The sequence below is a fragment of the Paenibacillus sp. JT22N12 genome (assembly GCF_056269365.1).
Genome location: NZ_JBWDNU010000017.1, coordinates 96408 through 114313, shown reverse-complemented (window position 1 = coordinate 114313; position 17906 = coordinate 96408). Strand labels below are relative to the sequence as shown.

Annotated in this window: 11 protein-coding genes and 1 riboswitch; of the genes, 3 read left to right on the top strand and 8 right to left on the bottom strand. The window is 51.0% G+C overall.

Going from position 1 to position 17906, the window contains the following annotated elements; all coding sequences use genetic code 11:
- Positions 1–141: 141 nt before the first annotated feature.
- Positions 142–249, bottom strand: a riboswitch (TPP riboswitch).
- 48 nt (positions 250–297) lie between these two features.
- The 4 genes from AC0YOA_RS34380 to AC0YOA_RS34365 form a co-directional block, all read right to left on the bottom strand.
- Positions 298–5373 carry a glycoside hydrolase family 78 protein gene (locus AC0YOA_RS34380; RefSeq protein ID WP_475790407.1) on the bottom strand — a complete coding sequence of 1692 codons (5076 nt, stop codon included), beginning with the start codon at positions 5371–5373 and terminating at the stop codon, positions 298–300.
- 1551 nt (positions 5374–6924) lie between these two features.
- On the bottom strand, positions 6925–7866 hold the full coding sequence (locus AC0YOA_RS34375) for a stalk domain-containing protein (protein WP_475790406.1): 942 nt from the start codon (positions 7864–7866) through the stop codon (positions 6925–6927).
- A 281-nt stretch (positions 7867–8147) separates the two neighbouring features.
- Complete coding sequence (locus AC0YOA_RS34370; RefSeq protein WP_475790405.1) at positions 8148–9305, bottom strand: glycosyltransferase family 4 protein; 1158 nt, start codon at positions 9303–9305, stop codon at positions 8148–8150.
- Between the two features lie 123 nt (positions 9306–9428).
- Entirely contained in the window at positions 9429–9713 is a 285-nt protein-coding gene (locus AC0YOA_RS34365; RefSeq protein WP_475790404.1) for a hypothetical protein, read from the bottom strand.
- Between the two features lie 203 nt (positions 9714–9916).
- Between AC0YOA_RS34365 and asd the strand changes: the two genes are divergently transcribed.
- Positions 9917–10705, top strand: a complete 789-nt coding sequence (gene asd / locus AC0YOA_RS34360) for an archaetidylserine decarboxylase (RefSeq protein WP_475790403.1) — start codon at positions 9917–9919, stop codon at positions 10703–10705.
- 265 nt (positions 10706–10970) lie between these two features.
- Here the strand turns inward: asd and pdxR are convergent, their stop codons facing one another.
- Positions 10971–12548, bottom strand: coding sequence for a MocR-like pyridoxine biosynthesis transcription factor PdxR (pdxR, locus tag AC0YOA_RS34355; protein WP_475790402.1), 1578 nt, complete (start codon positions 12546–12548; stop codon positions 10971–10973).
- 159 nt (positions 12549–12707) lie between these two features.
- Between pdxR and AC0YOA_RS34350 the strand changes: the two genes are divergently transcribed.
- The gene (locus AC0YOA_RS34350; protein ID WP_475790401.1) at positions 12708–13337 is read left to right on the top strand and encodes a pyridoxamine 5'-phosphate oxidase family protein; all 630 of its coding nucleotides are present in this window, start codon (positions 12708–12710) and stop codon (positions 13335–13337) included.
- Positions 13338–13449: 112 nt separating this feature from the next.
- On the opposite strand, the gene AC0YOA_RS34345 is transcribed toward AC0YOA_RS34350, so the two are convergent.
- Positions 13450–14235: a helix-turn-helix domain-containing protein gene (locus AC0YOA_RS34345; RefSeq protein WP_475790400.1), complete on the bottom strand. Its 786-nt coding sequence runs from the start codon at positions 14233–14235 to the stop codon at positions 13450–13452.
- Positions 14236–14443: 208 nt separating this feature from the next.
- Between AC0YOA_RS34345 and AC0YOA_RS34340 the strand changes: the two genes are divergently transcribed.
- Entirely contained in the window at positions 14444–15748 is a 1305-nt protein-coding gene (locus tag AC0YOA_RS34340) for an aminotransferase class I/II-fold pyridoxal phosphate-dependent enzyme (protein WP_475790399.1), read from the top strand.
- Between the two features lie 65 nt (positions 15749–15813).
- Here the strand turns inward: AC0YOA_RS34340 and AC0YOA_RS34335 are convergent, their stop codons facing one another.
- Together AC0YOA_RS34335 and AC0YOA_RS34330 are read right to left on the bottom strand one after the other, a co-directional pair.
- Entirely contained in the window at positions 15814–17055 is a 1242-nt protein-coding gene (locus AC0YOA_RS34335; RefSeq protein ID WP_475790398.1) for an ABC transporter permease, read from the bottom strand.
- Positions 17039–17803, bottom strand: a complete 765-nt coding sequence (locus tag AC0YOA_RS34330) for an ABC transporter ATP-binding protein (protein ID WP_475769146.1) — start codon at positions 17801–17803, stop codon at positions 17039–17041. Before AC0YOA_RS34330 ends, AC0YOA_RS34335 begins: the two co-directional genes overlap by 17 nt.
- Between the last annotated feature and the right edge of the window lie 103 nt (positions 17804–17906).

The window sequence follows — 17906 nt, the reverse complement described above, 5'->3', positions numbered from 1 at the left end:
AGTTAAAAAAACCGCTCCGGCATGGGAGCGGTTTGAATGCGGCAATTTCCATCCGGCATATGAAGACTATGCTTCATTGTCCGAATAAGTGAGGCATCCTGTCTATGCGAAAAGACAATAGCATAGATCCAGCCCATAATCGCACAGACAAGCCCACTTTCCTACGCTGGCATAACCCAGATCAGGTTCAAAGGGACCAAAGCGATCAGCGCTTTATCTCAGCCCATGCGGGCGCCCCTAGTGGATTTCCTAGTACGACTATATCGCGTGAACGCACACGCAGTCAACTTATAATGTTCAATTTCTTCGATGAATGCCAACCGTCTGCTGCACATTGCCTGCAACCGTGACAGTTACGTAGTCTGTCTTCACGGTCCCGTTGTTGTAAGTAGAGGTGAACGTAAACGTCAGCGGCCCATCCTCCAGCTTCTCGAAGCTTTCATCCCACATACTGCCGCTCCAGCTGGTACGCCGCGCGTTCGCGGCATCCAGATGAGCCGTGAAGCCGTTCATCGTCACCTCAACAGTATCCGCTTGGGTAGTTGTTACCGTGTCGGTCGTTTGGGCATGCAGCACAAACTTCTCACCTGCCCAAAAGACCTCATAACCGCGCGGGCTGTCTGCATCGCCGTTTTGATTCATATTGTATTCTCTGCGGCGCTGGTCCCACAAATCCGTATGCAGCACCTGACCCTTGACGTCAAGCGGCAGCACCGGTATGTCTTTGCGCACCACTACCGGCGGCGCTTCACCGTCCTGGACCGTAAGCTCGACTTTATAGATCCCTGCCTTGTCTCCTCTGAAACCTGGCCCGGTGTGACCATAGGGACTATTAAGAAAGGAGCTGAAGGTTTGTGAGCCTCCCTCCGGATCCTTGACAATATAGACAACCTGTAAGGTATCCAGGTCGGAATCGTCAATGGTATGGCCGATCCGGATCGAATCCCCTTCATACACCGGTTTGGGTGTCCAGTCAAAATCGGCTGTAGGCGGCCGGTTCGTTTCGATATAGAAGTATTTCGGATCGCTCCAATTGCTCCAGTCATAGCCGTCATACACACGGACTATGACATACATGTACACATGCTCAGGCAGGTCGACAGTTGGCCGCCAAGAGAGTTCCCGGCCCGGCTTGATATCCGTATCCCGATACAGCTCTCCGCCATATTTGAAAATCTGAAGCTGGTATCGGGTTTGCAAATCTCCGTCAGCATCCGCATAATTCCATTGAAACGCCGGCCGGAATTCCGTTAGCTTCGCCGGATTATTCTGATCCGTGCTTTCAGGTACTGTGATCCGGGCTTGCGGTATCTGGTTGTATATCGTGACCTGCCCGTTATACTGCGCCTCGGCTCCTGCCGAATCCTGCACGACCTGACGGATATTGAAGGTGCCAAGTGTGTTGAACACCTTGCTCCAGAATGTCCGTGACGTGCTCTGCAATAATTCCCCATCGCCAGTTGTTATATTGCGAATGTAGTACGCATGCGGCAGGTTCTCCCGTCCACCATCCTCGGCGTCATATGCCCTAGAGTCAATAACAACCGGGACGTTGCGGAAGGTATTTACATAGCTCGTCGTGAAGCCGGGAACCGGAGGCATATTGGGTGTCGGTATTGTGGAGATATCCAGGGATACGATGGTGTAATCCGACCATGCGCCATATTCGTCCTTCACAGCCATGCCAATTTCATATAAACCCCGTTCCTGCGGAGTTACAAGCTTTTCGTAAACAATGCTCCCCGACGGGGTGGCGTAGTAGAACTTCTTCTCCAGGATTCCCCGGGTGGCCCGGTAATCAATGGTGGACGGTTCAGTGGAGTAATTGTCAGAACTGGCATACCGGTCAGGGTCATAGCTGCTGTCGGTCCAGATCAGTTTGCCGTCCGCTGCAGGAACGACCATAAACTGAGAGACCGGCCTGCGGTGAACGGTGACTCTTTTCGCAAACGGATTCGAGTTTTTACGGTATTCATCAAAGGTCATATCCGAATAGAGATAGCTTGGGTGCGGATCGTCCTTCGCCTGCAGCGTTACGATGTAATCCCCGACCTTATCGAAGGTCAGCCGCTCGGAGCTGAATGTTTGACCGTTCATGGCCGACACGCCCTGATTGTTGATGAAACGGGGCGTATGCTGAATGCTCCACTGGTAGGAGCCCGCCTTGGGATCACCCTCCGGATCCAGAAACTGAATGTTATGGTAAGCGGCCTCCGCCGTGGCTGTGCCTGCATCCCATATCGCGTAGCTGTCCGACCATTCAATTTTATTCTGGATCGCTTTGTACGTGAAGGCGCTGAACACGACATAGGCTTTGTCGCTGAAATAGCCAAAACGCCCTTCTGCATAGCTGCCATCCGCCGCGGTCAGAATCGGGATATTATTAAGGAACACATCGATCTGACTCCCGACCGTCTTGATCCTCAGGGCATAGCTTTTGTTTGATTCAAATGGATACGAGCCAGCTTTCAGCACTGTTGGTGCCCCGTTCATGTATTTCACCAGATTGAACACATGGCCATCGGTTTCCACCGCGTACCGGTTGCGTGTGTCCTGCATCCGGAAGGAGAAGCCGGCCATCTCCCGGTCGTAGTCTATATCCTCCATTCGGAGGCTGAACTTCATCTCCACATCGTTGAGTGAAAGGTCCGATACATATTGACCGTTCGTAAACGTCTTTTTAACAAGCGGCGTGTTGGTGGGCGTGCCTATCGCTACGCCTAACGATGGTTGATCCCTGGCGGCTTCATATTGAACATAGAAGAACGCTCCATCTCCAAAATATTCCCCCATGATCTGACCGCCATTACCCCAGTTACACCCTGAACCGTTTTGGGCAATCAGTGCGCCGTTTTGATCGTAAATGTTGATTGGCTTGGTGCCGCAATCGCCGATTCCTTTATTGATCCCAAAATCGGTTGTATACCCGTCTGCAGTCATGGATTTATTGGCACCTGCTACATAGTTCCCGCTCCAATCCATGGTATAGGGGGTATCGCCATCCGTTCCAAATCGGTAGGTTGGTATTGTCATGCCGTTCTGAGCCATTCGACTTTTTGGCGTGCCGTCACTTGCATTCAAGACGGTGAAGTACGTATTGGGATATTCGTAATTGCTTGCGGTTATTTCATTATTGAAGGGGTTCATGGCAAATCCGCTATAGCGCGTGATACTGCTGCCGCCTCCATTGATATCTTGGCCGGTATAGCCGGGCTCTCCTGCAGCCGTCAAGTATTGTCTCCAGGCTAAGCTCATATCCGGATTGTACTTTGTGACGCTCATATCGCGGAAATAAGTATTGCTGGGGCCCGTTGAGGCATAGCCTTGATACGTATATATGGCACCTGCAGGGTCGGTATAGATCGGCAATAATACTTTATACACCAAGTTTAGCCCCTGAATGGAAGAACGCGAAGCCGGAATCTGCCAGTCAGGTTTTTCAGTAACCGACAGATCCGGGCCAACTTCTCTCCATTGGGTAGTCCAGGTCGCATTTTGATTACTATTATTGTCCCGGCGGACCATAATTTTGTTTCCGTTGGCATGGCTCACGGTCCAGTTGCTGACTCCGTTGGCCGTATTACTCAGTCCCATATCGGCTGCATTCTTCGTTGCCACTTCTATACCCGTTCTTGCATCCAGCACGGTAAATGCATCGTTATTCTGGATGTAAATATACTGATCAGCCAATTCCCATTTGTCTATTAAGTAGGTTCCCGGCAAGGTCTTCGTGAAAACGTAAGGGGAACCATTGGTGTAACGGTAGAGCAAATTAAAATTGCTGCTGTCCATATACGATTCTTGCGGAGATACTTTTTTGGGGTCCAACGCATAGAGTGTCGTTATGACTTTTCCATTCAAGTATTGCTTTTCATCAAAATAAAGAAATTTTTTGTTTGACCTGATTTGGGATGTCCCATGATCGAACTGTACATGTGTCCCGTTTTTGTTAATGAGAAGGTCCGTCATACCAGTATTAAAACGGGTTGCGGCTCGCCAAGGTGAAAGACGATTATTCCCGAATCCATTATTGTTCATATCAAATGTCTTCAGGAAGGTGTCGAAGTTGCTGGTCTCCGAGTATGTGTAGGTCCGTGAGCTGCCAAAGTTTCGGCCTTCTCCGCTCACAAGGCTGCCGCCCACCGCTTGCCATAAGTAATTCTTGTTGTATACCTCCTTTGTATCGTTGGTGATATAGACCGGCCAGTTGATCATTACTTCCGGACGAATGGTAGTGGAGGGATTCAAATCCGGCTGAGGATTCTTCCCTTCAACCTCAAATGAAACCTCCGGCGCATTATTGACAATATCCAGCGTCAGTGATGTCTGTGCAGTACCCTGGGTATCTCCCCACCGGCCAAATTCCTCGGTCACCTTAACGTAAAAGAGATACTTGCCCACCTTGTCCGGATTGATCGTGAGCTTGTCCAGGCGTCCGATAACCGTCTGCCAGCTATCGTCAGCAAAGCCGTTGTTTCTCGCATCGTATTTGTACTGATACTCTGCTTTGACAATTTCATCGCCATCGGGACTGTACGACTTATTAAGAATGACTGTAGGCTCGTTCCTTATCCCAAGCGGCGGCACATCGAGCTTAGCCACCGGAGGCAGATCGGGTTTAACAATAATCGTACAGGTGGACTGGTTTAAAGACTTGAGCCCTTTGGTATCGTACACATGCAAGGACACTTGAACGGTAATATCATGGTCCGTGCCGTTCGTGTAGGAAGTGAGCTTGTTGGTCCACTCATCCCGGCCATGATTGATCGATCTTCCCGATACGGGACTATAGCTGCCGCTGGCATCGAAGGCAGAAACCGGAACCGCGTGATTCTCGATGACGGTTGCCGGACATCTGGCTACAGGTATCGGATTTTCCGGTCTAACTTGAATATAGGTGGATGCCTGGGCCGACAATCCCCACACATCGTGGATCTGAGCGCTGATATTATGAACGCCGCTTGTATCCATTTTGATGCTGTACATGCCCCACGGGACGGGTGTGTACTTTCCCGGCAATGATTGGATCCATTGCGAATCGCTGGACGCGAAGAAAAACTCATCAAAGTACAGGTTATCCCCATCCGGGTCGGTTGGTGTAGGAACAGATGGATCCTGAATAACCACAAGGTTTAGAATCGCACCTTCGATAGCTTCATGTACGGGAACGGTAGGCCGTGCCGGATCGACAAAAGCAATCGTGAATTCTGGCGGGTTGTTGAGGGATGGTCCTGTTACCGTCAATGTTTTGGGTCCCACCCATTGTTCGCCGCAGCTTGTTTTAATTTTCATAGAGACATTATGTGTGCCTACCCCAATAATCGAGGGATAGGTGCTGTACGTATAGACGGAGTCCGTGGTTTGCCCATACACATCAGGCCCTATCCACGTTATGCCCCGTTCGATTTTGAAAGAATGCGATATGTATGTGCAGCCCTGCAGCTCGAAATCCCTGGGATGCAGCGTAAAGCTGTCTCGGTAGGATATCGTCGTAGGGATGACGTCGAAATCGCCGGTTATCGATTGACTTTTTTGATAAAAAAATGAGACATACGCTTTGGTTTGGGTAGACGTTAAGCTTACTTGAGCTGATCCCGTTTTTGGGGTTACTGTATTGGAATAACTTACGTAAGACACGTTGCTGCCGACTAAAGTTCCATAGCTGCTGACTGGGCTATGAGAGGAATTGTTTGGTAGCGTCGTTATCGGTACGGTTGTTTCTCCTGCTAGACTGTATAACCCCGAAGAGCTTGTTTTCACCATATGCCTTACTTTTACTTCCCCAGCTAAAGAATCAACCTTGTAGTAATAATAAAGATATAAGGTTCCAAAACTTCCGTCATATGTACCTAAATTATATTCTCCTATCGTAGGTAATCCAGATGAGGGTGGTGTCCCACTTGTCGTTATCTTGTACCCTTTGTAGGTGTATCCATGTTTATCCGTATGCGTAAAGCTGTATGGCTTTGTTTTTTCTAAAGGTTGCTCCCGGTCGTTAAAGACGGAATCCAAGCTATTTCCATTCTCATCGAAGTGTTTAATGATGGCTTTTCCATCTGCGGGAACAGTAACTGCATCATAATATAAATTCAAAGTATAAGTATCAAACAAGGCATCATACGTAAACGGCGGTAATTTCCCATTAATTATACTCCCTGTTGGCGCATCCCCCGTTGTACTTTTTTTGTATCCCTCGTACTTGTAAGACGCATTCGTTTCAGGGTCTACTTTAGGGTAGGTCTCTCCAGATAGCATATGATAGGTTTTTTGAGGGAAAACCGAACTAAGGTTTGTTCCATCCGTTTTGTAGTGATTGACTACCAACTGGCCATCTAGTTCGAATTCCAACAAAACAGGGAAATAAAACCTGTAGCCTTGTACTTTTGGTCCGCAACTAGCACAACTTGTAGGGTCCTCTGCACGTAGATCCATTAAAATTTCTGAATCTAGTTTGGCGTTTATTTCTACTCTGAAATCTATTGTACTCGTTCCATTACCTTTTTTAGCCGTTGATTTAGCGCCAGTTATATCCTTACTTATCCTGTCTAAGTATCTATCATAAGAATCTCCGGGTCTCGTTTGGTCAAAATAAAATTTGTGTTTTGAATTTACTATTTCGAACTTATAGACATCAACATCTCTGACAGACCTCCCGGCAAATGTGAACGAATAATTCCAGCCTATGTCCACGTAATCATTTAACCCTTTGCCTTCAGGAAAGGTTCCATCATTCTCCGACCAAATATCATAAGAAAAGAAAGCTACACCGTACCATTTATGCGTAGTTGTATCATAGACCGGTTGAATGGAATTGGTCGGTGTCGGTAGAGCAGCTTCGGATGTGTTTGACGGAACAATCGGGATAATCCCCAACAAAATTGATAAAATCAATACTGTAAAAGTTAATCGTCTAAAGAATTTCATTTATTGTCTCCATAGATTTTTTATGACAGCTAAATAATCATCATTCGCAATACCTATATAAGCTGGCGTTTTAATAGAATAAGATTCAGGGTTTTTATGACCAGACCTTTGATCATAAGACGATTGTACAATTGGCATATATAAATTTTTATGAGTTTTATCGAGTCTCTCCCTAAAAACAGTCTGCTCATATCTCCTCCTTACAGCTTCCTTATCAGACAGCATGTAAAATGAGCCTCCTATATTAGCGCTAAAGCTAGATTGCCAAACAACATATTTTTCTTGTTTCTGGTTTTCAGCCAAATCCATTCTATAATAGGCTACTTCGTCGATAATTACGGGCAAGTCAGATTCCGATAGCACTCGGATATCTCGACGCTTACCGTCATAACCTACTAATCTATCTTCATACCCACCAAAGTACTTCTTATAATTATCAGAATTCTCCAACTCAGTAACATCTTCAATTTTGGGTATATCCATACTCCCGATCCACACAAATTGAGACAGGCTATCCCACTGTACTGTCTCTTTAAATGTTTCACTAATAAAGCGAACTGGCACCATCGTACGGTTGTTGGATATATAAGACGCAGTTCCAAAACTCACTTTTTTTCCTCCAACCGCAGCCGTTGTCGATCCTATAGTAAGAGTGATCGTAACAGTACCCTTGGAAATCGTAATATTTTTTTTGACAGCATTCACATTTGCACCAAGTCCATCAGAAACAGCCCTCAACGGGATAAATACCGTATTGTTTTTTATTTCAGCCTTTACTCCGTCCAGCGGAATCTGCCGAGCATTATAAAGCACTTTTATGGGCATGTCCTTTTTGAAACTAATTTCAGCGTTTTTGGAGGCAGCAAAAGCCTTCGAAGAAGAAAAACTGATTCCGGAAAATACCACTGCAAGACAAGTCAACGCAATTACAAATTTTTTCATATACATCTCTCCCTCTTGTATCATCCTATGATTTTCATTGGATTATCAGTCTCTCTTCAATCCAACATAATCCAATCTTTAGCACATTCTACCACCTTCCCCTATCATCCGACGACATTTTTCCAATTCCTGAGACAAAAAAAGACAATAAAAAAGCACCCGCCTGCAAGCTTAAAAACAGCTTGCAAGCAGGTGCTTCCTGCTCGTGCATACTATACACCGATCACTTTATTATTTTCTATAATACCGATATGCCCGGCGTTTGACAAGTATAAAATTCGTCAGAATTCGCTCTCATTCAGCAATTCCAGCCAACGGGCAGCGGAATGGCGCCATGTGAAGTGCTGCTCGACCCGATCCCTGCTCCTGACCCCCATCGCCATTCTCAAATGGTCGTTGCGAAGCAGCGTAAGCAGTCTGTCGCGCATCTGCTGCTCTACCTCTGACGGCTCCACAAGAAAGCCAGTGACGCCATCCTCGATAATTTCCTTTATGCCTCCCGCCCTGGTCGCCACCACCGGCAGGCCGCAGGACATTGCCTCCACATTCACCAGACCGAATGCCTCGCGGTTGCCGGAAGGCACAACAGCTACATCTGCACTCAGAAACCAGTCCGGAACCTCCGAGTAAGGAACATAAGGGATAAACTGCACATGCCCCCGCAGGTGCTTGCCCATTCGATGAAGTTCCCGTACGTAAGACGTTTGCCTGGTCGACCCATAGAAAGCCCCGCCCACAATGACCAGCAGTGCGGAAGGGTGCTGCCGAACGAGTTCCGGCATCATCCGCAGCAGATGATGGACACCCTTCATTGGGATTAGCCGCCCCATGAACAGAATCACGCTGCGCCCGTTCCATCCCCGTGCGGTGCGCAGCTGGTTCCGGTGAAAGGCTCCGTTCAAGGTGAACTGGGACTGGAAGCGTTCCGTATCCACTCCCGGATAGATGACTCTCAGCTTATGCGCGTAAGCCGGCGCACGGGCTGCCACCACCTCACGCAAATATTCGCTGTTCACAAGAATCTTATCCACCGTCTGGAAGCTGCGAAAAAGCACGGATGGCCGGATCGCCTTCTGCCCGATAAAGGTTGACGAATGCAGATGGAGCCAATACCGGCCGGATGGCCGGAGCCTCTTGAGCTTCAGCACCAATCCCGGACGGTTCTCAACCTCGGTAATATCCGGCTTAAACCGCCTGATCGACTGTCCGACCTGCTGTGCATAATGGCCTCTATTGACCGCCGGGAACCGTTCGCACATTACGCCGTTGAAACTCCCCAGACGAGGCAGGTTCCGGCTGCTCCGACCATATATTCGTGCCTGCACTGACGTTCCGACCAGCGGCACAAGCTTCTCGACAACGCGTTCAACCGAGCTGCTGTTCGGTGATGGCAGCGGAAATGTACCTGGAGTTACAAATGCGATTTTGGGGCTTCTCATCCTGACAATCAGCTCCTCCCTTAAGAAGCCTCAACTTTGGTTTTCCGATAGTTCAGCATACGTTTCTCGTACCTTCCGTGAACCCGGCATTGTCCTATTTAGGGACATGACCGATGAAGCGGCCTATCGGCGCAGCAGCTTCTGAATAAGCAGACTTAATCCGTAGGGTCCCAGATAAGCGCCGCAGGTGTGAAAAACCGGATCCTGCAGAAACTCATGTACCTGCGTCATGAATACCGTATCATCCAAATACGTCCGTACCGCACTTGCCGCAGTCAAAGAGAAGAATCCCATATAAGCCACCAATGCGATCGCATCAATCGTCTTTTCCAGCCCGCGCTTCCACTCGCTCAAACCGTACAGCAGGCAGCCTCCAATAACCAGGCCTACAGGGATTAAAATCACCATCAGCTTTCACCTCATTAGCCAGCATTTGCAACAATGGCAAGCCTTAAACCTGCCTGCAAGCGTCCGCTGTTGATAAATAAGAGGCGATATGTCACACTTATATCCGAAGAGTCCGAAAAAACGATCATAAAAGGCTAGGCAAACGCTTAGCCTTTCTGCTATTTTATAGTAAGTGCAAGTGAGAGAGGACGTGAATTCCCGGCATGACCCAATGGCTGCTTCGATCGATGACCGAGCTGAGCTCGCGCAAATGGATTTCGCGATTAACCGGTCGATTTGCCCAGTCGCCCGCAAGCCGGCGCTTTATTCCCAGATTTGCCCGCATGTATGGGATCCGCGTAGAAGAAGCCGAGAAAAGGCTTGATGAATACAGCACACTCAATGAATTTTTCACAAGAAGATTAAAGCCGGGCATGCGTAATGTCCATGAGGACACGGATGCCGTTGTCAGTCCGGTCGATGCTTTGATCACGGGATGCGGGCCGATCAAGGCTGGCACGATTCTCAATGTCAAAGGCCAGGATTACACGGTAGAAGAGCTGCTGAACCGTTCCCCCCGAGTGGAGAATTACAAGAATGGCTACTATATTGTGCTTTACTTGAGCCCTACCGACTATCATAGGATTCATACCCCTGTGGGAGGCACCATTGTTGAAAGGGAGCATGTTCCCGGAAAAGTATATCCCGTCAACGACTTCGGCCTGCGCAATATGCGCAGGGTACTGAGCCGCAACGAACGGCTGATCACGTATATCCGCCATGCTCGTGCTGAAACAGCGGTCGTCAAAGTGGGGGCCATGAATGTCAGCAGCATTAAATATGTGGAGCCTCTCCACAATAAAGTGGAGAAGGGGGAAGAGCTTGCTTACTTCGAATTCGGCTCAACCGTCGTTCTCCTGACCGAAGAGGATACCTTCACAGCTCGTGACGATTTGCAGGCAGGCCTTAAGGTAAAAGTAGGCGAAAAGCTTGGCATCCTGCTGGAAAAGTAGCAGCCCGTAGCGTAAGCGAATTAGGGTCGATCCCTTTTGGCTTCTCAAAAGTATAAGCTGGTTTTGGAGAGCGTTTTTAATTTCTTATAAGTAAACAAGCGTCCTGCGCCTGACAGAATCATTCCGATGATCGCTGCCAACCCGCATGACGCTTTTTTTTCAAACGGCTACCCTGCCACCCATGTTATGCTCCATCCGCATTGCCCTGTACCGGACGCATTTCGTCTCCCCCATAACAATCCGGCAAGTCCCAAGCTCAAGCGCCTTACAGCACACTCGCGGCCTGCTCCATTCGCCGAACTCCCAAATCGAGCAGTTCCTCCGGCAAATGGGCAAAGCCGAACATGCCTGCCCGGCCCTGCGGCGCGTTCAGCCATAGGCTGCTGTCATCCGTGAAATGCACCCCCGCGCCTTCGCAGGCCTCTCTGAAGCGCTCATAGTCACGCCCTTCACCCCGCCACTCTGCGTACAGATGCAGCCCCGCATCGACAGGAACGATCCGGAACCAACGGTTAAGCCGTCCGTTCATCTGCTCGCGCAGCCGGATCAGCCTTCTCCCGCATACGCGCTTCATCCTTCGCAGATGTCTGGCATAGCTGCCGCTGTTCATAAAGTTCGCGAGCGCCCGCTGTTCCGTCAGTCCTGCAGGCCGCGGCTCGATTAAAGCCTTTGCCAGACTGAACGGTTCCGCAAGCGATTCCGGCACCACGACATAACCGATTCTCAGGTCGTTGAACATCGTCTTGGAGAAGGTGCCGACATAAACCACACACCCCTTCCGATCCAATGCCTTCAGCGGTTCGGTGGGACGTCCGCCCCAGCGAAGCTCGCTGTCGTAGTCATCCTCAATAATGACGGCCTGCTGTTTCACCGCCCAGTCCAGCAGCTTCTTCCTCCGCTCAGCAGACAGGACGGCGCCGCTTGGAAAATGCCGCGTCGGCGTAACGAACAGCAGCTTGGCCGGCCAATCGTCTGGCTGGATCCCTTCGTCATCGACCGCTGCGGGAATAATGACGCCGCTGGCGGCGCGGACAGCCAATGCCATCCCGGAATAACCGGGATTCTCGAGGACTACCGGCGTTCCCGGAGTAACAAGCAGCATGCTCAGCAGGGTGATCGCCTGTGCGGAGCCGCTGGTCAGAAATACCTGCGAAACGGATGCATGAATGCCCCTTTCCCTCCTCAACTCCTGAACAATGGCCTCGCGCAGCGGCAGATAGCCTTCTACCGGTACGGCAGGATTGGGCCAATCCCCCGTCATCTCCCGGACCTCCGCATATAACGAAGCTCTCCATTCGGCAACGGGAAAGAGCTCCGGGTCCACTTGACCAATGCCAAAGTCGATCATGGGAGGGTCAGGCTCTCCCCGAAACATTGCCCATTCACTGGCCTGCATGCACTCTCCAGACTCAGCTTGTCCGCTTGCCTCCTGCTGACCATTTGGACGGTTTCTCTCCCTGCGGGGCCTCTCTTCCCTCTCGGCTCTGGCAGCCATATCCCGTACAAGCCGCTGCGCCCACTCCGAAAGCGGAATATTCGCCGCCTGCTCTCCCCGCACGTGGCCTGATCCGGACAAATCCGGGGCAGAGGAAGAACGATAGGCAGCGAACGTCCCGCTGCCGGCTTCAGTCCGCAAATATCCCTCGGCAAGCAGCGTATCGTAAGCCAGATTGACTGCCCCCCGCGACAGACCATACAGCTCCGCAAGCTTGCGGCTCGATGGCAGCCGCAAGCCCTCGGCCAGAGATCCGGCAATAATGGCTTCCCGAAGCGCCTGATAGAGGGCTTCCGTTTTCTTTCCCAATTCCCTGTAGTAGCGGTCGTACGCAATCCGCAGGTCCACCTTCTTCAGCTCCCAACCAAGTGGTATATTAAAATCACTCTAAATTGGATCTTTTTAATTGTCAATAAGTGCAGTACGCTGGTCTGGAAGAAACGAGTGCCGCCGCCATAGGCGATAACAGGATTTCAAGCATATGGGGAAGAACGAAAGGGGTATCCTATGCGTCGACAGGAATTTGAAATGAACGATCAGGTTAACCAGGAGGAGCTGGACAGCTTTTTGCATGAAATGAGCTTCGGATTTCTCGGTACCGTCGATCCGGACGGCTCGCCCTGCGTCACACCGCTAAATTACGTATACCACAACGGGAGCCTGTATTTTCACGGCAGCCGGGCCGGCGAGAAGATGAGCAATCTGAAGAAGGAGGCATCCGTCACCTTCGCGGTCGCCAAGGAATTTGCCATCATCCCTTCTTATTTCTCGGATCCGCTTATGGCCTGTCCGGCAACCTCCTATTTCAAATCCGTCCGCATTGACGGCCAAGCCGTAGTCGTCAACGATCTTCAGGAGAAAGCGGAGGTGCTGGAGGCGCTAATGCGCAAGCTTCAGCCTGAAGGAGGGTATAAAACAATCGATGCCCGCGATAGCGATTATATCCCCCGCCTGAAGGGCGTTTCCCTGGTCCGTATTGATGCTTCGAAGGTGGTAGGGAAATTCAAATTCGGCCAAAACCTCAAATCCAAGGACCGCGAAGCGCTGACGGAGGGTCTGCAGAAACGCGGACTTCCGACGGATGCCGAAACGATCGAACTGATGCGGCGCTATTGTCCTCATCATACGGGGGACTAGCGGTATATTACGGCCTGCCGGACTTAACCATAACGCTGATCCGCAAACAAACAAGGCTTCATCCGCAGCATAACTGCAGATGAAGCCTTGTTTGTTTCGCATATCGCCGACCTTACCGGATTTCGGAGGGATTTTTCCCGGTATATTGTTTGAACTGACGGCTGAAAAAGAAAATATCCCGGTACCCCAGCGCGTCGGCCACCTCCGTCACATTCATGCCCGCGTGCATAAGCAGATGCTGGGCCCGCTCAATTCGGGTCCGGATCATATAGGATTGCACCGAGGAGCCGATCATTTCTTTAAACTTGATGGAGAAATACCGCGGGGACAGCTGCGCGCGCTGCGCCAAGTCCTCCACGCGATGGGCAATGCCTGGATTTTGCCTGACATAATTGGCGATCTCGTGAATCGCTTCCGTCAATTGGTTGCTCGCTTTGCGCTCAACCGGTCCCTCGTGATCCTCGCGCAGCAGATGGATCATCAACTGCTTGAGAATAAGCTGAGCCTCTTCCTCCGCTGCGTAAGTCTTGACCAGGAAGAGCCTCACATAACGGGAAAGCATATGCTCAAAATCAACCGTTTCATTCAGCACCCGGTAAGACTGTGGAATGATATCGATGGATTCCTTGACAGCAAAATGAATATAGGTCAGAACGAGCGGCATTTGCGGGTTATGCGTAGCGCTCGTATAATCTCCGGGGCGGAACAGAAAACAGCTGCCTTTGGAGATGGGGTAGGTTTTTCCGTTCAATTCCAGTTCCCCTTGGCCGCTCCATATATAGAACAAATCAAAATTGGGAATAGGCCTCTCGCGTTTCTGCCATTTCCAGCCGGGCTCGCAGACGATCTTGGCAAATGAGGGCAGCAGTACGAAGGACGAGGCATTACAATGCAGCATACAAACTCCTCCTAGGCGAACAAGTACAGCAGCAATAAGGCATACCGTTGTCATCATACACCAGCGCAAAAACGCTTCGCAAGCCGGGACAAAAAAATCCTGTTCATGATGGCCTACCACAGCTTAAAAGTGATATAATATCAGCTAAAAGACTTCCGTTGTCCCTTGAACGGTTGAATGATCTATTTTGGAAGGATGAATGAATTCCATGAACCCACTTGCCCAGCAGTTGAACGAGACGATTGAGCGAGAAAATGTTAACATTTATGCAATGCTGTCCTCACTTGGCAAAGCAATCTATTTCCCAAAGGAAGGCATTTTGAGCCAGTCGGCCGAAGCAAAAGCGAAGGCGAAGAAATTCAATGCAACGATCGGCATCGCCATTGAAGGCGGACAGCCGATGCATTTGAAGGTGATCCAAGACACATTGTCCGCGTATAATCCGAAGGACATTTATGAATATGCTCCCCCCGCAGGCAAGCCCGAGCTGCGCACGGCATGGAGAAACAAGATGGTGGTGGAGAATCCGTCGCTTGCAAACAAATCCTTCAGCAATCCAATCGTGACAAACGCCCTTACTCATGGCCTGAGTATTGTCGCTGACCTGTTCGCGGATCCTGGCGACGCGGTTATTATTCCGGACAAAAACTGGGAGAACTACGAATTGACTTTCGGCATCCGCCGCGGAGCGGTTATGGTGGAATATCCTCTATATAATGAACAGGACCGGTTCAACAGCGAAGGGCTAAGGCAAGCGCTGCTGGATCAGAAGAACAAAGGCAAAGCGATCGTTGTCCTGAATTTCCCGAACAATCCGACCGGCTATACGCCAGGCGCTGCGGAAGGCGCAGAAATTGTCGCTGCGATCCGCGATGCCGCCGAGGCGGGCGTTAACGTTGTCGTGGTGACGGACGATGCCTACTTCGGACTCTTCTTCGAAGACTCCATGCACGAATCGCTGTTCGGCCAATTATCCGATCTGCACCCGCGAGTGCTGGCTGTTAAAGTGGACGGGGCAACGAAGGAAGAATATGTATGGGGCTTCCGCGTAGGGTTCATTACGTACGCATCCCAATCGGCAGCTCTGCTTGCGGCTTTGGAACAAAAGACGCTGGGAATCATCCGCGCGACGATTTCAAGCGGCCCGCATCCATCGCAAACCTTCGTGCTGCGTGCGCTGCAGTCGCCGGAATTCGATGTGCAGAAGGCCGAGAAGGCTGCCATCATGAAAGGCCGTGCCAACCGCGTAAAGGAACTGCTCGACAGCGGACGCTATGGCAATGTGTGGTCTTACTATCCGTTTAATTCCGGTTATTTCATGTGCCTCAAGCTGACCGGCATAAGCGCCGAGTCAGTGCGGACCCGGCTGCTGGACGAATACGGCGTGGGCACAATCGCGCTTGGAGAAACGGATTTGCGCGTTGCCTTCTCCTGCATTGAGCAGCCGGACCTGGAGGAACTGTTCGATACCATCTATAAAGCGGTAAAGGACATTGCCGTAGCCAGCAAATAAACAGCACTATCTGCAAGCAGGACCGGGAAACCGGCCCTGCTTTTTTTTAATAGAAGTAAGAGCGGTCAATCATCAGATTCGCCCAAAAAGCTGCGCTTCGTGCGGGCCGGCCGCAAGCCAAACACGTACAAGATAATGAGCAGAACCGCAGCTGCGGCTGGAATCGGATATCCGCGAATGGGCAGAAGTATCGCTTGCGGCAGCCAGATCAGCGCCCCGCACAGCAGCAATCCGGTGCGGTCCACCTTGATCAGCGCCGACAAACGCGATTCATCCGGCAGCGGATAAAGATGGCGCCAGACGGAATGGCGGTGCGACTGCACGAGCGAGCTGAGCTGTATGCCCGCAAGCCACAGCAGCAGGAGACACACACCGGCAGAACCCCAGCCCGACCATAGCGCTGAATTAGCGGCAAGAAAACTGGCGAAGATGCCGAAAACAGTCAGCCTCAGCACGATTGAACCAAGCTCGGTACGAATGAGTGTATGCGCATATAAATAAGCGAAGGCGTTCTTCTTGCTGAAAGTCAGCCGCGCCGGGAGCCATGACATGTACCTCCTCGCGGATACCTGGGCATTCTCTGCCGGCACATCCGCAAAAGCGCTGAAGAACGTATTGAACCGCCGCCGCGTGGCATTCTCATCCGCGATCAGCGTAAGCCAGGGCATCGGATAGCTTCGCAATCCGCGGTAGATCAGAGCCATTACACCAACAGCCGCGATCATATAGACAGCTCCCAGCCAAGGCTCAGCCTTCAATAATACGGCCACACCCACCGCCGTGACAATCCACCGCAGAACCCGCATGCCGCGCCTCGAGCCAATCCAGGCAAGCTGCCGCTCTCTCCAGGCCGCTCTCGCATTCAGCAGCTTCATGACAAGAACCGCAAGCAGCAGCAGCTGCCAGACAAGCAGGCCCGGACCTTTCACATAAAGGAGGCTGTACACCAGGCAAACGACGGCCGCCCCGATCAGCCCTGTAATTCCGTTATAAAGGAAAGATCGCCTGAGATATCGGCCCATCTGCGCTTCGCGGGGCACGAGAAACACTGTATCGGCTTCCCGCAGCCACGTCCGCAAAGGATTCCAGCACACAACAGGCGTCAGTACAATCACGCCGACCCATGCAAAAGGGAAGGATAGGCTCACCTGGTGAATCAGCGTGGTGTAGCCGGCAAAGCCCGCAATGAGCAGAAACGAGGTCACCAGCGGCACGCCGCTCTGGACCATAGAGCTTATGTATGGCATCGACTCTTTCCAAAAAGCTCGAGCACGCGTGCTCCACAATGTCTCAACTGACCGGTCCATGGGATCCCCCATCCGCGACAAGCCGGTAGAAAGCTTCCTCCAGCGATTCGCCGCCCCTTGCCAGACCTGCCGCCGCACAAACGTCCTCAAGCGTCCCCTGGGCAATAATTCTGCCTTGATGGAGGACGATAAAACGATGGCAGTAGCTCTCGACCGTAGACAAAATATGCGAGCTCATAAATACAGAAGATCCCTGCCGGGTGACCTCGACCAGCTGATCCAGCAGGGAACGGATACCGAGCGGATCCAGGCCCAGAAAGGGCTCATCGATGATATAGAGCGGCGGACGGGCCAGCAAGGCGTTCATAATCATGACCTTCTGGCGCATTCCCTTGGACAAATGCGCGGCGAATGCGCGCCTTTTGCCCGTCATGTAGAAATCATCCAGCAGGCTTTCCGTACGTTCCTTATAGATGGATTCCTCCATCCCGTAAGCCATTCCGGTCAGACGCAGATGCTCCTCCACCGTCAATTCGTCAAACAGCAGCGGCGTCTCCGGGACAAAAGCAAGCGCGCTGCGGTAATGCTCCGGCTGCTCCGCAAGCGTATGGCCCTGAATGCGGACCTCGCCCTTATGCGGCTGCATCAGCCCCAGAATATGCTTGATAGCTGTGCTTTTACCAGCACCATTGAGCCCAATCAGGCCAATCATTTCCCCGGGGCGCACCTCAAAGGAAAGATCATGCAGCACAGGCTTTCGCGGACTATATCCGCCTGTTAAATGTTGTACGTGCAACACCGGTTCCATCACTACTCACCTCAATTGCTATTATACCGAAAAATAACATCCAAGCGAAATCCGCCAGGGATCCGCCCGGATGCCATTATTGTCATTCACGATAACCAGTCAA

Excerpts from the sequence above, each read along its gene's own strand:
- AC0YOA_RS34375 (WP_475790406.1), bottom strand. The coding sequence starts at position 7,866 with ATGAAAAAATTTGTAATTGCGTTGACTTGTCTTGCAGTGGTATTTTCC.
- AC0YOA_RS34370 (WP_475790405.1), bottom strand. The coding sequence starts at position 9,305 with ATGAGAAGCCCCAAAATCGCATTTGTAACTCCAGGTACATTTCCGCTG.
- AC0YOA_RS34365 (WP_475790404.1), bottom strand. The coding sequence starts at position 9,713 with ATGGTGATTTTAATCCCTGTAGGCCTGGTTATTGGAGGCTGCCTGCTG.
- asd (WP_475790403.1), top strand. The coding sequence starts at position 9,917 with ATGACCCAATGGCTGCTTCGATCGATGACCGAGCTGAGCTCGCGCAAA.
- AC0YOA_RS34350 (WP_475790401.1), top strand. The coding sequence starts at position 12,708 with ATGCGTCGACAGGAATTTGAAATGAACGATCAGGTTAACCAGGAGGAG.
- AC0YOA_RS34345 (WP_475790400.1), bottom strand. The coding sequence starts at position 14,235 with ATGCTGCATTGTAATGCCTCGTCCTTCGTACTGCTGCCCTCATTTGCC.
- AC0YOA_RS34340 (WP_475790399.1), top strand. The coding sequence starts at position 14,444 with ATGAACCCACTTGCCCAGCAGTTGAACGAGACGATTGAGCGAGAAAAT.
- AC0YOA_RS34335 (WP_475790398.1), bottom strand. The coding sequence starts at position 17,055 with ATGGACCGGTCAGTTGAGACATTGTGGAGCACGCGTGCTCGAGCTTTT.
- AC0YOA_RS34330 (WP_475769146.1), bottom strand. The coding sequence starts at position 17,803 with ATGGAACCGGTGTTGCACGTACAACATTTAACAGGCGGATATAGTCCG.